Raw genomic sequence first — 14,333 nt, 5'->3', positions numbered from 1 at the left:
ATTTCTCCTAATGTCCCATCAGTTTTTCGACCGCATCCGGGCGGTTGTGCACAGCAAATTTATCCACCAGGGTAGCGCTGGCTTCATTCAGGCCAATCAATTCAACCTCGGTGCCTTCACGGCGAAACTTCAGCACCACTTTATCGAGCGAGCTGATGGCGGTGATATCCCAAAAGTGAGCCCGGCTTAGATCGATGCGAACTTTTTCCACCGCTTCCTTAAAATCAAAGCCCGCAATAAACTGCTCGGCCGAGGTGAAAAATACCTGACCCACCACCTGATAACTGCGCTCTTGGCCGTCGCCAGACAAGCTGGAACCAATGTACAAAATCCGGCCCACTTTGTTGGCAAAAAACAACGCACTTAGCAGCACACCCACCAGTACACCATAAGCCAGGTTATGGGTAAAGACCACCACCACTACGGTCGCAATCATCACCACACTGGAGCTTTTCGGATTGGTGTTTAAGTTTCGTACCGAGCTCCAGTCAAAGGTCCCAATGGACACCATAATCATCACCGCCACCAGAGCCGCCATCGGGATCAGACCCACCCACTGATCCAGAAAAACCACCAGAATAAGCAACAAGATCCCGGCCAATAAGGTGGATAACCGGGTGCGGCCACCGGATTTGACGTTAATCACCGACTGACCAATCATGGCACAACCGGCCATACCACCAATCAAACCCGAGCCGATATTGGCGACGCCCTGGCCCACGCACTCACGGTTTTTATCGCTGCTGGTATCGGTTAAATCATCGACAATAGTGGCGGTCATCAAGGATTCCAGAATACCCACCACAGCCAGCGCCAGCGAGTACGGGAAAATGATGGCCAGGGTGTCAAAGTTCAGCGGCACATCCGGCCACAGGAAAATCGGTAGGCTGTCCGGCAGCTCGCCCATATCAGCGACAGTCCGAAGATCTAAACCAAAGTACAAAGCCAGTGCGGTGAGTACCACAATACAGACCAACGGTGAAGGTATGGCTTTGGTGACATAAGGGAACAGGTAAATAATGGCTAAACCCAGAGCCGTCATGCTGTACACCAGCACAGAGCCATGCTGGCCGGTCAGCTCCGGCAACTGCGCCATAAAGATCAGAATCGCCAGCGCATTGACAAAGCCGGTGACCACCGAGCGCGACACAAAGCGCATCAGCTCACCGAGTTTGAGTAGCCCAAACACAATTTGCAGCAGACCACAGAGCAAGGTCGCGGCCAACAGATACTCCAGGCCATGCTCGCGTACCAGAGTCACCATAAGCAAAGCCATGGCACCGGTAGCCGCCGAAATCATCCCCGGCCGGCCACCGGCAAACGCCGTGATCACGGCAATGCAAAAAGAAGCGTACAGGCCGACCTTGGGGTCGACCCCAGCAATAATGGAAAAGGCAATGGCTTCAGGGATCAGCGCCAGCGCCACCACAATGGCAGCCAGCACATCACCGCGCAGATTGGAAAACCAGTTTTGTTTGATAGAAGCAAGCATCTTGTTCGTCCCGCGTCGTTCGGTTGAAAGTAACAAGCGCCAGAAATGACCAACTGTCAGTGACAGCATGCATTTTTTCCAGCAATTTCATAGGATCGTACGTAGGAAAAACACTTACATTGGCCCGCGCCCTCACAGACTGGTATCAGAAAAGACGCGCAGTGTAGTGGAAAGATGGCTTAAAAGCCAGAAAGTGGCTGTTTCAGAGCTCGTTTTAGAACAAAGTGACCAATACTTTTTATGCTCGTGAAGCCCAGTAATTTGGTTTGCGTGAGTGGTTTACCACAGCAAAAACCACAATGCCCTCATGGTCTGGCCGATACACCACTGAAAATGGGAATTTATTAACGAAAACTCGTCTGGTATTCGTGCTAGCAGGAGAACCTGCTTCCGGAAATGCAAGCGCTCTGGCTGTGGCTGCTTCAATCTCCAGCGCAAATGCAGCGCCTAGTCCTGGCTCTTGCTGATGGTAATAGAGGACTTGTTGCAGGAACTCACGCCGTGCCGGCGCAACAAATTTTACCTGCATCACCTGATAATACGCTTTGCTTCAGCAAACACGTCTTCAGCAGCAAAAACAGGCATTTCGCCTTTGTCATAGGCAGCAACACGCTCTGCAATCTCTTGCGCCCAAGCAGCCTCTACTTCTGCCAGTGAGGGACTCAACGACTCGAGCATCACTTCTGCTAATTTCGCCCGATCTTCAGAGTTCAAACCCAGAGCTTGCTCTTCGATTTGCTTTAATGAAGTTTGCATAAAAAACCTCCTGCCTGATGCATCAAGTCTACACCATTTCTGCACCATGCTGAGTAAAAATCAGTATTGACATTGCGGGCCCACTCAACATAAACCGTTTACAATTTGCTCTGGCCACTACTGCTGGTTTACGTGACTGCCACGCTGCATTGTTCATTGCTGCTCCCGGAAATGCCAGGCGGCTTAGCCCAAGCCCCCTAAACAGAGGTATTTGATATCCAGATAATCATCCAGACCGTATTTCGACCCTTCCCGACCGTAGCCGGATTGCTTAACCCCACCAAAGGGGGCCGCTGCATTGGAAATAATGCCTTCATTCACCCCCACCATGCCAAACTGCAGCCCTTCGGCGACCCGGAAAATACGGCCAATATCCCGGCTGTAAAAATAGGCTGCAAGGCCATAGTCGGTGGCATTGGCTTTGCCCAGCACTTCGGCTTCGGTATCAAATGATTGCAGCGCCAGAACCGGGCCAAAAATTTCTTGCTTGGCCACCGCCATGCGGTCATCCACCTTGCTCAGCACCGTTGGCTGATAAAACAGACTGTCCGGGCTTTGCCGCTGGCCGCCACAGATCAAATTGGCCCCGGAAGCTAGTGCGTCCTGCACCAGCGCTTCGACTTTGCGACAGGCCGCTTCATCAATTAAAGGACCAAGATCCACGCCGTGATCACAGCCATTGCCAAGTCGCAAACGGGCGACCGCTTGCTGCACCTTCTTACTAAAAGCCTCGGCAACCGAGGCCTGCACATAGACCCGATTGGTGCAGACGCAGGTTTGGCCGGCATTGCGAAATTTCGATGCCAGAAGCCCTTGCACGGCGGCATCCAGATCGGCATCGTCAAACACGATAAAAGGCGCATTGCCGCCGAGCTCCATCGACACCCGTTTCACGCCTTGTGCACACTGTGCCAGCAAGGTTTTTCCAACCGCCGTCGAGCCGGTAAAGCTAAATTTCGCTACCCGCGGATCCTGAGTGAACACCTCACCAATGCCTTTGGCATCGCTGCTGGCCAGCACATTAAAAACCCCGGCCGGGATCCCCGCCTGCAGCGCCAGCTCTGCCAGCGCCAGCGCCGAGAGCGGTGTTTGCTGCGCCGGTTTGACCACAAAGGTACAACCTGTAGCCAAAGCTGCCGCGGCTTTACGCACAATCATCGCATTGGGAAAATTCCAGGGGGTAATGGCCGTCACGACTCCGACCGGCTGTTTCAGCACCAGAATGCGCTTATCGGTTGAAGCAGCAGGTATGGTATCGCCATACACCCGCCGGGCTTCTTCAGCAAACCATTGCAGGTAGGAGGCGCCATAAGCAATCTCGCCTTTGGCTTCCGCCAAGGGCTTGCCTTGCTCCAGCGTCAAAAGCAGCGCCAGCTCACCCTGATGCGCCAACAACAACTGCTGCCAGCGCTGCAGCAAAGCCGCTCGCTCATCGGCAGCTGTCGCCGACCAGCTGGCAAAAGCATCGAGTGCTGCCTGCACCGCCAACCCGGCTTGCTCTGGTGTCGCATCCGCCACCTCGGCCAGTTGTTCACCCGTGGCCGGGTTGGTCACGGCAAAACGCGTCGGTGCACCCTGCCACTGACCCTGCCAGAAATTTTCGGTTTTTAACAACGGCACAGATGCATTCATCAATCGACTCCTCGTGATTGTCAGCTTAAAGAAGGTCTCGGTTCGTTGCCACCTCCGGGTATGTGACCCGGGATCCATGCGCTCCCCTATTCGGGGGAGGCTTGCATTTCGACAGTTTCATGCGAAGATGACCTTTTGATGCCAACTATCATAGCAAGATGCAGCCAAAACACATTGCCGAGTTGATTTTAAAAGGCTTTAAACGCCATTTTGCGCTGTTTGAAGACAGTACAGCCGCCGCCAGCCGCTATTTTAACCAGGCCGATTGGCCGGGCTTTTTGCAGCTCAGCTCAGAGCGCATTTCGTTTTATGATCAACGGGTTAATGAAACCCTGCAGCAACTAAAACAACAGCTGCCGGATCCGGGTGGCTCCGCTGGTTTCTGGCAGGACGTCAAACAGCAGTACAGTGACTTTTTGCAGATGCACCCGCAGGCGGAGCTGGCCGAAACCTTTTACAACTCGCTGTTTTGTAGGCTTTTTGAGCGCAAGTACTTTCACAATCAGAATATTTTTGTCCAAACCACGCTCAATCGCCAGCAACTGCCGGCTCCGGTTGCTTCGGTGTACGACAGCTACTTTCCCATTCAAAACAGCCTGAAACAAACACTGCGCCAGATCATTGCTGACTTTCGCTTTGGTCCCGACTTTATTGATTTGGAGCGCGATATCCGTTATCTGGTGCGCAGCTTTTTGGACCAGTCCAGCCACGGCAAGTACCCGCTGCACCTGATCCGCTTTGATATTTTAAAAAGCGCTTTTTACCGCAACAAGGCTGCTTACATCATTGGCCGGGTGGTGACGCCAGAGGGCCAGCAGCCCTTTGTGATCCCGGTGTTGCATCAGCAGGCCTGCTCCACCGCCCCCAGCGAAGGGCTTTACCTGGATACCCTGATCACCGAGCCCGAGCAACTTTCGGTGGTGTTTGGCTTTTCCCGCGCTTATTTTATGGTGCAAAGCCCGGTGCCTTCGGCCTTGATCCAGTTTCTGCGTGAACTGATGCCGCACAAAACCCTGGCCGAGCTTTATGCCAGCATCGGTTTGCACAAGCAAGCCAAAACCGAGTTTTACCGCGAGCTGCTGCAGCATTTAACCCGCTCCAGCGATCACTTTGTCGCAGCGCCCGGGATCCGCGGTTTGGTGATGATGGTATTCACCCTGCCGTCGTTTCCTTATGTGTTTAAAGTGATCCGCGATGAGTTTCCGGAAAGCAAGCCCATCAGCCGCGCCACTGTCAAAGCCCGCTACCTGCAGGTGAAAAAGCACGATCGGGTCGGCCGCATGGCCGATACCATGGAATACTCGGATGTGGCGCTGCCCATCGACCGCTTTGCGCCCGAACTGCTGGAAGAGCTTAAGCAAAGCATTGGCGGCTCGCTGCGTATTGAAGACGAGCTGGTGGTGATCAAGCACCTGTACATCGAACGACGGATGATCCCGCTTAATTTGTACCTGGAGCAGGTGGGCAGCGATGAAAAAGCCCGCATCATGAAAGATTACGGCCAGGCGTTAAAAGACATCATTGCTGCCAATATTTTTCCCGGCGACATGCTGCTGAAAAACTTTGGCGTAACCCGCCACAAGCGGGTGATTTTTTACGATTACGATGAAGTGCAGTACCTACTGGATGTGAACTTTCGCGCCCTGCCCAAAGCCAAAAGCATCGATGACGCGCTTTACAGCGATGTCTCCGTCGCACCGGGCGATGTCTTTCCGGAGCAAATCAGCACCTATGTTACAGCGCAGCCCGAACTACGGGATTTACTGCTCAAGTCCCACCCCGAGCTGATGGACCCGGCTTACTGGCAACAGATGCAGCAACGCATCCGCGCCGGTCAGTTCGACGATGTGTTTCCCTATCCGGATGGCATGCGCTTTAGTGCCCGTTTTCACGAGAAATCAGCCTGAGCTTGCCAGGCAAATCGTTACTCTGGCTAGCAAGGTGGCCGACATTGCGTCGCCAGAGTGCCTTGCATTGAAAGCGCCCAAAGGCGCTGAAACTCGCATCTTGAGGTCACTTGGGTATATACTGCCGCCTCTTTGCCCTGGAGTCTGGCCCTTTGACCTCTGCTGCCAAACCACATAATGCCGTCCTAGCTTTGCGCGAGCGCGAGTTGCTGGCATCCAAACGGGTGTTTTTGGCCCGAGGCGCCAAACTCAAGCGCTGCCCGGCCTGTTTGCTGGCCGAGGCCCACTGCATCTGCGCGGCCAAACCCGAGCCACAACAGGGGGCTGCGTTTTGCCTGCTGATGTACAAGGGCGAAGCCTACAAACCCAGCAATACCGGCCGCTTAATTGCCGATGTGATGGCCGATAACCATGCTTTTTTATGGCAGCGCACCGAAGCAGACCCTGATTTGCTGGCGCTGCTGGCCAACCCGGCTTATGCCCCGGTGCTTATTTTCCCGCATGAATACGTTGAGCCAGCCCGCTGCATTTATACTTCGGCCCAGCTTGCCAACCACACGGATGGCAAGACCCCGCTGTTTGTGCTGCTGGATGGCACCTGGCGCGAAGCCAAAAAAATGTTGAAAAGCCCTTACTTGCAATCCTTGCCAGTGCTTGGCATCGCGCCAGAGCAGGCCTCGGATTACCGGCTGCGCGAAGCCGCTCACCTGCACCAGCTGTGTACTGCTGAAGTGGCCATCGAAGTACTGCACCTGGCAGCTTTGCCGGAAGCTAGCACCGCTTTGCAGCAGTATTTCCGGGCCTTTCGCGCCGCTTACCTGAAGACCAAACCCCACTTGGATCCAGCCCGACAAGTGGCCACCAGCAGCAGCGAACCTGGCCGCCGATAACAGCGTCCATCGACTTCAGCCAGCATAAAGTCCCCCTATCGCAGCGATTTTGATTGATCTGGATCAAATCTCACTTATAATACTTTCAGAAATTTCTGAATATTCAAAAAGAGGTAGCTATGCGGATGACACCGATGATCGAGTCCTTTGTCTGTCATTTTGGGGAAATGGGCAGTCGCTGGGGTTTTAACCGCACCGTTGGCCAGATCTATGCGCTGCTGGTGATCAGCGAACAACCACTGAGCGCCAATGACATTGGTGAAATGCTGGGGATTTCCCGTGGCAATGTCAGCATGGGTTTAAAAGAGCTGCACAGCTGGCAGCTGGTGCACACCACCCACCGCCCCGGCGATCGCAAAGATTACTACCAAAGCCGCGGCAGCATCTGGGATATGGCCAACCGGGTGTTTGAAGAGCGGCGAAAGCGCGAAATCGACCCAACCCTGTCGTTGCTGCGCGATATTCTGCTGGATGAAGCCGGCAATGCCGAAGAAGCCTATGCTCAGGAGCGTATCGCCGAAATTCACGACTTGCTGGAAAATATCACCGATTGGGCGCAAAGCCTGCAATCCTTGTCACCGGAAAAGCTCAACACCCTGATGAAACTCGGCTCTGGTGTGGGCAAGGTGCTGGAATTTAAAGACAAACTGATTGCAAAAAAAGCCGATTAGCGAGGTCATTATGTTGGACACTCTTATCCTGTCGCGGATCCAGTTTGCCGCCAATATCAGCTTCCATATCCTGTTTCCCACCATCACCATTGCCCTTGGCTGGTTGCTGTTTTATTTCAAAGTCCGCTTTGATATCTCCAAACATCCGGTCTGGATGCGCGCCTACCGCTTTTGGGTGAAAGTCTTTGCCCTGAGTTTTGCTCTTGGCGTGGTCAGCGGCATTACCATGTCGTTTCAGTTTGGCACCAACTGGCCCGGCTTTATGGAAACCGTCGGCAATATTGCCGGGCCTTTGCTGGCCTATGAGATCCTGACCGCCTTCTTTTTAGAGGCCACCCTGCTTGGCATTATGCTGTTTGGCTTTCACCGGGTGCCAGGCTGGGCCCATACCGGCGCCACCTTTTTAGTAGCGCTGGCAACCACCTTGTCGGCCTTTTGGATCCTGGCGCTGAACTCCTGGATGCAAACGCCGGTCGGCTTTGAAATGCGTGATGGCGTGGCGCATGCCACCGACTGGCTGGCGATTATTTTCAGTCCATCTTTTCCCTACCGCCTCACTCATATGCTTTTGGCTTCGGCTCTGACGGTCTGTTTTTTAGTGGCGGGCCTGTCGGCTTATCGTCTGCTTCGCGGTGATAACAAAAAAGCACCGCAACTGACATTAAAAACCGCTCTGTTCAGTGCCGCCTTGCTGGTCCCGCTGCAGATTTTTGTTGGCGATCTGCATGGTTTGAACACCCTGGAGCACCAACCGCAAAAAGTGGCCGCGATGGAAGGTTTGTGGGAAACCCAACAAGGCGCGCCACTGGTGCTGTTTGCGCTGCCGGATGAAGAAAACCGGCAAAACCGCTTTGCACTGGAAATTCCCAAGTTGGCCAGTCTGATTTTAACCCATCAGCTGGATGGCGAGTTGCAAGGCCTGAATGACTTTAAAGGCGAGCACCCGCCGGTAGCTCCTGTGTTTTACAGCTTCCGGCTGATGGTCGGCATCGGCTTGCTGATGCTGGCCATCGCCTGGTGGTGCAGCGCCCGCTTGTACCGCCATGGCAGCCTGACACCGCTGCAACTCAAGTTGTTGGTTGGTATGACCTTCTCTGGCTGGGTGGCGACTTTGGCCGGCTGGTACGTTACTGAAATCGGCCGTCAGCCTTATCTGGTCTATGGTGTGCTAAAAACCCGCGATGCGGTGACCACCATCGCCAGTGAGCAGGTGGCCATTACTTTGACCTTGTATTTGCTGCTGTACGCCGTGCTGCTGTTTGCCTACATCAAAACCCTCTTTGTCTTGGCCAAGCGGGCCGTCGATGTCGAAGAGTACGATCTCACCCAGCCTGGCCTGCCTGAGCGAAAAGCCAGTGCGACAGCAGAAGGAGCCTCCGCATGAGTTGGTTAACTGCAGAAAATCTGGCGCTGGTGTTTGCTGCTCTGACCGCCCTTTCGCTGCTGCTGTATGGGATCTTGGATGGCTACGATCTGGGGGTGGGCATTACCCTGCCGATGCACAACGAAGCCTGGCGCGATACCGCCATTGCCTCCATCGGCCCCTTTTGGGACGCCAATGAAACCTGGTTGGTGATGGCGGTGGGTCTGTTGTTGGTGGCTTTTCCAGCTGCCCACAGCGCCATTTTACACGCTATGTACTTACCCGCCGCTCTGCTGCTGATTGGGCTTATCCTGCGCGGCGTAGCCTTTGACTTTCGTGCCAAGGTTAAGCCAGCGCAAAAACGCAACTGGGACTGGACCTTTAAAGCCGGCTCCTTGCTGGCGACCTTTAGCCAGGGCTTTATGCTGGGCATTTACGTAATGGGGCTGAACTACCAGCTAAGCAGTGTGCTCTTTGCCAGCTTCAGTGGCCTCTGCGTCACCGCCGCCTACGCCATGATTGGCAATGCCTGGCTGATAGGCAAAACCAGCGGCGAGCTGCAGCGCCATGCGATTGCCAGCTGCAAAAAATCCGGTGTGCTGACTTTTGGTGGTATTTTGGCGGTCAGTATGATCAACCCGCTGGTCAACGCCAATGTTTATGCGGTCTGGACCGAGCCACCACTGGCGTATTTTTATGCCGCCATTCCTTTATTGTGCTTTGGCATGTTTGCGCTGGGTTATCTGGTGTTAAAGCGTTTGCCACTGCCGGATGACAAAGGCGCCTGGCTGCCCTTTTGGCTGACACTGATTATTTTTGTTTGCTGTTTTGCCGGCCTGGTGCTGAGTTTCTACCCCTTTGTGGTGCCAAACGACATGACGTTGTACGAGGCCGCCAGCTCGAAAGAGTCGCTGCAGATTATTTTCTTTGGCGCCATCTTCGTGCTGCCCTTTATTCTGGCTTATACCGCAGTCGCCTACTACGCCTTTCGCGGCAAGGCCGATGATTTGAAGTACTATTGAGCAACTCTCCAACCAAACACAGAGGGCGCTGCTAGAAATTTTAATGCAGCGCCCATTCACCGGTGTTATGATTCAGCCAATCAATGTCCAACTAAATAAGCATTGAACGGATGAATATCAACAAAGTCGATTTAAACCTGCTGGTCTATCTGGATGTGTTGCTGCGGGAGAAAAACGTCACCCGCGCCGCCAACCAGCTCAACATCACTCAGCCGGCGATGAGCAATGGCTTAAAGCGCTTGCGCGATTTGCTGAACGATCCCATTTTGGTCCGCACTTCCGAAGGCATGGTGCCAACCGAGCGCGCCAAAGAGCTGGCACCCATTGTGCGCGGTGTGCTGCTGACGCTGGAAGAAAGCCTGCAGCCGCACAAGGATTTTGATCCCAGCCAAAGCAGCCGGGTGTTTCGCATTATGTCCAGCGACTACGCCGCTTCCACTCTGATCCCGGCACTGCTGAAAAAAATGCGTGAGCAAGCTCCAGCCACCACGCTGGACATTATGACGCCATCCGATGTCACTTTTCACGATGTGGAAAACGGCAAGGTCGATATGGCGATCAACCGCTTTGACCAGCTGCCGCAGTCTTTTCATCAAAAAACCGTCTGGCGCGACAGTTTTGCCTGTCTGGTCAACCGGCAAAACCCGGTGCTCAAGCAGTTTAACCTGGAAAGCTACCTGAAAAGCCGCCATATCTGGGTCAGTAAAACCGGTTTTGGTGTGGGCGTTGGCATGGATCCAAAAGACATTCAAAAGCTCGGCTGGGTCGATGAAGCCCTGGCCAAGCTGGGCAAACAGCGTACCATCAGCGTTTTTACCCGCAATTACCATGTCGCCATGCATCTGGCGGTGGAAATGGACTTAATCGCCACCTTGCCACTTCGGGCGGCGCGGCTGTATGAAAACGACGACAGCATGGCGATTTTAGACCCGCCCTTTGCCATCCCATCGATTGAGCTGAAAATGATCTGGAGCCCGCTGCTGCATCAGGATGCCAGCCATATCTGGCTGCGGCGGCTGATCACTGAAACTGCTGAAGAAATAAACGCTTAACAAAAAACGGCCCCAAAAGGTCAGCCACTGCTGACATCAGCAAGATCAGCAGCGGCTGCAGTGGCTCCCAGCATCCCGGGGGGAGAGCCAAAGTCGTTGAAACTTTAGGGCAGTAAGTCGTAAGCCGGTAAGGTTAAAAAGTCCACCAGTTCATCGGCGGTGGTGATGTCGAGCAGCAGACTTTTGGCCCGTTCAAAGTTCTGGCTGGCCCAAGCGTCGCTGCCCACTTCTCCTTTCACCACTTCAGCTTCTTCATCCAGCATGCTGGCAAACAACTGCTTGGTGACCAGCTGGCCATTGCTCAGTTTCTTGCCATGTTGGATCCACTGCCAAATCGAGGCGCGGGAAATCTCGGCGGTGGCGGCATCTTCCATCAGGCCGTAAATCGGCACACAGCCCTTGCCGCTGATCCAGGCCGCCAGATACTGCAGCGCCACCCGGATATTGGTGCGCATGCCGGCTTCGGTGCGCTCGCCCTCACAGGGTGCCAGCAAGTCGGCAGCAGTGACCGGCGCATCCTGCTCGCGCAGCACCTGCAATTGATTCGGTTTATCCCCCAGATGCTTGTTCAGCACAGCGCCAGCCGTGGCGGCCAGGCCCGGGTGCGCTATCCAGGTGCCATCGTGGCCATTGCTGGCTTCCAGCTCTTTGTCGGCGGTGACTTTGGCCAGAATGGCTTTATTTTGCTCCGGATCTTTGGCCGGAATAAGGGCTGCCATGCCGCCCATCGCCAAAGCACCACGCTTGTGGCAGGTTTTGATCAGTAAACGGGAATAAGCGCTTAAAAACGGCTTGTCCATGGTGACCACCTGCCTATCCGGCAGCACCCGATCCGGGTGGTTTTTCAGGGTTTTAATGTAGCTAAAAATATAATCCCAACGGCCACAGTTCAGCGCTACGATGTGATCGCGCAGGCTGTAGAGGATTTCATCCATCTCAAACACGGCGGGCAGGGTTTCAATCAATACAGTAGCGCGAATAGTACCGACCGGCACGCCAAATTTCTGTTCGGTGTAACGAAACACATCATCCCACCACTTGGCTTCCTGATGGCTTTGCAGCTTCGGCAGGTAAAAATAAACACCGGTGCTCATCTTCTGACGCTGTGCCAGATTGTGAATAAAGTACAGGGCAAAATCCATCAGCGCACCCGGTATCACTTCGCCATCAACCTGCAGGTGCTTCTCCCACAGGTGCAGGCCCCGCACCCGGGCAATTAACAAGGCTGGGTTTTCTTTCAGCGCATACGCTTTGCCGCTGTTCGGATCGGTGTAGCTGATGCTGCCCAGATTGGCGTCGCGCAAATTCACCTGGCCTTCCACCACCCCTTGCCAGGTCGGCGACTGGGCATCTTCAAAGTCGGCCATAAAGACTTTGACATCGGCATTCAGGGCATTGATCACCATCTTGCGATCGACCGGGCCGGTAATTTCCAACCGACGGTCCTGCAAATCGGCTGGAATAGCCGCCACTTGCCAATCGGACTCGCGAATGGCTTTAGTTTCTGACAAAAAGTCCGGCAAGTCACCCGCATCAAAGCGCGCTTGCTTGCGTTGACGCTCCGCCAACAGCTGCTGCAACCGGGGACGAAACTCACGGGTTAACTCCACCAGCAAAGCGCAAGCATCCTCAGTGAACACTTGGTCCAATTGCTGCTGAAATTCGGCATCAACCGGATTGGTTTGGATGGACAGACGTTGGCGTTCAATCGTGGTGGTTGTCATGGGCATCTCCTGAATAGCGCGCCGAAACGCGCCTGAACCTTGGCAATACCCCACTATAGGCCGCGACCAAACATAATTAAAATCAATGCGACATATACTTATGATTCATACGTGAAATACCAGGGAAATACTGCCCTGGAAACTTTGGCACAGCTTATGCTTAGTAACTGCCAGTACAGGAGACAGCGGCAAATGCTGTCAATTTCTTGTCGGAGGAGTTATGGAGTTTATCTTACTGTTGTTGGTGGTGCTGGTGGTGGTTGCCGCTCTGGTGGCCAGTCGTTTTGTCGAACAAGGCAACCCGTTCCCATTCCAAAAGCGTGGCCCGGTCTTTACCCAGGTGGAGCGTGGCTTTTTGCGCTTGCTCGAACAAGCCGTCGACAAAGAGTACAAGGTTCTCAGCCGGGTCAAACTGGCCGATGTGCTGGATTTTAAGAAAAACACCAGCAATAAAACCCGCCGCACCGCTTTACTCAAACTCAATGGCAAGTATCTGGACTTTGTGTTGTGCGATCCGAATGACATGTCCATTGTCGCCGCCATCGATTTGGTCAACCCCAACAGCAAACAAGGCCATAAAGCCAGTCATGACTGGTATGTCAGTGGTGCATTGGAAGCCGCTGGCCTGCCTTATCTACGCATGAAAATCAAGCAAGGCTACAGCATTGGTGATATTCAACAATGTCTGATTAACCGTCTGGGTGCCAACATCAAGAAAACCGAACCCTTGATTAAGGGGCGCTTTAAGAAAGGCCCAACCCGCCCGGTACGCTCACTGCGCCCTCTGGTGGCGAGCCGCACAGAATCGGATACAATAGAGGCATTGCCGCTTAAACCGGCCCTGCCCCGACTTACCCCAGCGTTGTCGCAGTCACAAATTCGTGCCCAATCGACAGCTCTGGTCCAGGCTTCTTAACGCATTGGAGAAATGAGTCACTCCTGCGATAAGTCGGATGCCGCCTGCTGCAACAGGCGGCATCATTTTTCCCCTGCCAGCCCCACCACCGGCAATGTTTCGCAGCTCGATTGCCGAAAATATTCCGATGAAAACATGATAAATCGCGGATAATTCATCCAACAACGATGGATGCGCGTAGCTTACTCTACACTTAAGCAGTCTGTACCAAAGCACCTGCCTTCAAATTGAAAGGATACACTGTATGAAATCGGCTTTAATCATCGATGACAACGCTTTAATCCGCGAAGTATTGCGCCAAATCCTCAGCTCGCTCAAGGTAGAACAGATTGTGGATGCCCCTACTGGACGACTCGGCTTGCAGCATGCGATGCAAGACAAGTGCGATGTGATTTTCCTGGATTTGGAGCTGCCCGATACCCATGGCATCACCTTGCTTAAGCAGCTTAAAGCAAGCATTAAAACACCCATCGTGGTGATCACGGCCCACAGCACCCGTGACAACTTGCAAGACGCCATGGCAGCAGGTGCCTCGGGCTTTATTACCAAACCCTTTTTCGGGCAAAAAATCGCCGAAGTACTAAGCAAACTTAAAAAACAAGCTGTCTCCGTGGCTTGAAAATAAATCCTAAAGCTTTGTCAGGCAGTGCCGATAACGAGACGACGCTTTGATCCTAAAGGAGGTATCGATGAGTCAATCTGTTGGTGCTGCGGCTTCGGCCCAGGCCTTTGAAGTACTGGGAGCTGTGATGGCAAAAAAGCAGCTCAATCAAGAAGCCCAGATGACCAATTTGCTGGTGGAAAGCGCGATGCAAAGCGCAGACGCCATGCAAAAGCCAACCCCGGTCGGCAATCTGGGTATGAATATCGACATCAAAGTCTGATGCGATGCCAAGCCCATCCATAGC

At 53.7% G+C, this 14,333-nt stretch carries 14 protein-coding genes; 9 read left to right on the top strand and 5 right to left on the bottom strand.

Annotated elements, in window-relative coordinates; all coding sequences use genetic code 11:
- Positions 1-7: 7 nt before the first annotated feature.
- From Q3O59_RS12710 to Q3O59_RS12695, 4 genes are all read right to left on the bottom strand, one after another.
- The gene (locus tag Q3O59_RS12710) at positions 8-1,492 is read right to left on the bottom strand and encodes a SulP family inorganic anion transporter (protein ID WP_305945927.1); all 1,485 of its coding nucleotides are present in this window, start codon (positions 1,490-1,492) and stop codon (positions 8-10) included.
- Between the two features lie 238 nt (positions 1,493-1,730).
- Positions 1,731-2,021 carry a type II toxin-antitoxin system RelE/ParE family toxin gene (locus Q3O59_RS12705; RefSeq protein ID WP_305946023.1) on the bottom strand — a complete coding sequence of 97 codons (291 nt, stop codon included), beginning with the start codon at positions 2,019-2,021 and terminating at the stop codon, positions 1,731-1,733.
- Positions 2,021-2,248: an addiction module protein gene (locus Q3O59_RS12700; RefSeq protein WP_305945926.1), complete on the bottom strand. Its 228-nt coding sequence runs from the start codon at positions 2,246-2,248 to the stop codon at positions 2,021-2,023. The genes Q3O59_RS12705 and Q3O59_RS12700 overlap by 1 nt, the downstream gene beginning before the upstream one ends.
- 183 nt (positions 2,249-2,431) lie before the next feature.
- The gene (locus tag Q3O59_RS12695; protein ID WP_305945925.1) at positions 2,432-3,880 is read right to left on the bottom strand and encodes an NAD-dependent succinate-semialdehyde dehydrogenase; all 1,449 of its coding nucleotides are present in this window, start codon (positions 3,878-3,880) and stop codon (positions 2,432-2,434) included.
- Between the two features lie 158 nt (positions 3,881-4,038).
- Here Q3O59_RS12695 and aceK point away from each other — a divergent pair, with 158 nt between their 5' ends.
- The 6 genes from aceK (at position 4,039) to Q3O59_RS12665 (ending at position 10,785) form a co-directional block, all read left to right on the top strand.
- Positions 4,039-5,787, top strand: a complete 1,749-nt coding sequence (aceK, locus tag Q3O59_RS12690; RefSeq protein WP_305945924.1) for a bifunctional isocitrate dehydrogenase kinase/phosphatase — start codon at positions 4,039-4,041, stop codon at positions 5,785-5,787.
- Between the two features lie 152 nt (positions 5,788-5,939).
- Positions 5,940-6,677 (top strand): tRNA-uridine aminocarboxypropyltransferase, encoded by a 738-nt coding sequence (locus Q3O59_RS12685; RefSeq protein WP_305945923.1) that lies wholly within the window; start codon positions 5,940-5,942, stop codon positions 6,675-6,677.
- Positions 6,678-6,796: 119 nt separating this feature from the next.
- Positions 6,797-7,348 carry a GbsR/MarR family transcriptional regulator gene (locus Q3O59_RS12680; protein WP_305945922.1) on the top strand — a complete coding sequence of 184 codons (552 nt, stop codon included), beginning with the start codon at positions 6,797-6,799 and terminating at the stop codon, positions 7,346-7,348.
- 10 nt (positions 7,349-7,358) lie between these two features.
- Entirely contained in the window at positions 7,359-8,732 is a 1,374-nt protein-coding gene (locus tag Q3O59_RS12675) for a cytochrome ubiquinol oxidase subunit I (protein WP_305945921.1), read from the top strand.
- Positions 8,729-9,733 carry a cytochrome d ubiquinol oxidase subunit II gene (gene cydB, locus Q3O59_RS12670; RefSeq protein WP_305945920.1) on the top strand — a complete coding sequence of 335 codons (1,005 nt, stop codon included), beginning with the start codon at positions 8,729-8,731 and terminating at the stop codon, positions 9,731-9,733. The genes Q3O59_RS12675 and cydB overlap by 4 nt, the downstream gene beginning before the upstream one ends.
- Positions 9,734-9,843: 110 nt before the next feature.
- On the top strand, positions 9,844-10,785 hold the full coding sequence (locus tag Q3O59_RS12665; RefSeq protein WP_305945919.1) for a LysR family transcriptional regulator: 942 nt from the start codon (positions 9,844-9,846) through the stop codon (positions 10,783-10,785).
- A gap of 104 nt (positions 10,786-10,889) precedes the next feature.
- On the opposite strand, the gene aceB is transcribed toward Q3O59_RS12665, so the two are convergent.
- Complete coding sequence (gene aceB, locus Q3O59_RS12660; protein WP_305945918.1) at positions 10,890-12,509, bottom strand: malate synthase A; 1,620 nt, start codon at positions 12,507-12,509, stop codon at positions 10,890-10,892.
- Positions 12,510-12,729: 220 nt separating this feature from the next.
- Here aceB and Q3O59_RS12655 point away from each other — a divergent pair, with 220 nt between their 5' ends.
- From Q3O59_RS12655 to Q3O59_RS12645, 3 genes are all read left to right on the top strand, one after another.
- Positions 12,730-13,425 (top strand): DUF2726 domain-containing protein, encoded by a 696-nt coding sequence (locus tag Q3O59_RS12655; protein WP_305945917.1) that lies wholly within the window; start codon positions 12,730-12,732, stop codon positions 13,423-13,425.
- 244 nt (positions 13,426-13,669) lie between these two features.
- A complete protein-coding gene (locus tag Q3O59_RS12650) occupies positions 13,670-14,044 on the top strand; it encodes a response regulator (protein ID WP_305945916.1) in 375 nt (124 codons plus the stop codon).
- A 70-nt stretch (positions 14,045-14,114) separates the two neighbouring features.
- Positions 14,115-14,309, top strand: a complete 195-nt coding sequence (locus Q3O59_RS12645) for a hypothetical protein (protein ID WP_305945915.1) — start codon at positions 14,115-14,117, stop codon at positions 14,307-14,309.
- Positions 14,310-14,333: the final 24 nt, after the last annotated feature.

This window comes from Alkalimonas delamerensis, from assembly GCF_030717955.1.
In the GTDB taxonomy this organism is placed as follows: Bacteria; Pseudomonadota; Gammaproteobacteria; order Enterobacterales; family Alteromonadaceae; genus Alkalimonas; species Alkalimonas delamerensis.
The sequence above is the reverse complement of the archived record's forward strand: the minus strand, read 5'-3'. Positions and strand labels throughout refer to the sequence as shown.

Excerpts from the sequence above, each read along its gene's own strand:
- Q3O59_RS12710 (WP_305945927.1), bottom strand. The coding sequence starts at position 1,492 with ATGCTTGCTTCTATCAAACAAAACTGGTTTTCCAATCTGCGCGGTGAT.
- Q3O59_RS12705 (WP_305946023.1), bottom strand. The coding sequence starts at position 2,021 with ATGCAGGTAAAATTTGTTGCGCCGGCACGGCGTGAGTTCCTGCAACAA.
- Q3O59_RS12700 (WP_305945926.1), bottom strand. The coding sequence starts at position 2,248 with ATGCAAACTTCATTAAAGCAAATCGAAGAGCAAGCTCTGGGTTTGAAC.
- Q3O59_RS12695 (WP_305945925.1), bottom strand. The coding sequence starts at position 3,880 with ATGAATGCATCTGTGCCGTTGTTAAAAACCGAAAATTTCTGGCAGGGT.
- aceK (WP_305945924.1), top strand. The coding sequence starts at position 4,039 with ATGCAGCCAAAACACATTGCCGAGTTGATTTTAAAAGGCTTTAAACGC.
- Q3O59_RS12680 (WP_305945922.1), top strand. The coding sequence starts at position 6,797 with ATGCGGATGACACCGATGATCGAGTCCTTTGTCTGTCATTTTGGGGAA.
- Q3O59_RS12675 (WP_305945921.1), top strand. The coding sequence starts at position 7,359 with ATGTTGGACACTCTTATCCTGTCGCGGATCCAGTTTGCCGCCAATATC.
- cydB (WP_305945920.1), top strand. The coding sequence starts at position 8,729 with ATGAGTTGGTTAACTGCAGAAAATCTGGCGCTGGTGTTTGCTGCTCTG.
- Q3O59_RS12665 (WP_305945919.1), top strand. The coding sequence starts at position 9,844 with ATGAATATCAACAAAGTCGATTTAAACCTGCTGGTCTATCTGGATGTG.
- aceB (WP_305945918.1), bottom strand. The coding sequence starts at position 12,509 with ATGACAACCACCACGATTGAACGCCAACGTCTGTCCATCCAAACCAAT.
- Q3O59_RS12655 (WP_305945917.1), top strand. The coding sequence starts at position 12,730 with ATGGAGTTTATCTTACTGTTGTTGGTGGTGCTGGTGGTGGTTGCCGCT.
- Q3O59_RS12650 (WP_305945916.1), top strand. The coding sequence starts at position 13,670 with ATGAAATCGGCTTTAATCATCGATGACAACGCTTTAATCCGCGAAGTA.
- Q3O59_RS12645 (WP_305945915.1), top strand. The coding sequence starts at position 14,115 with ATGAGTCAATCTGTTGGTGCTGCGGCTTCGGCCCAGGCCTTTGAAGTA.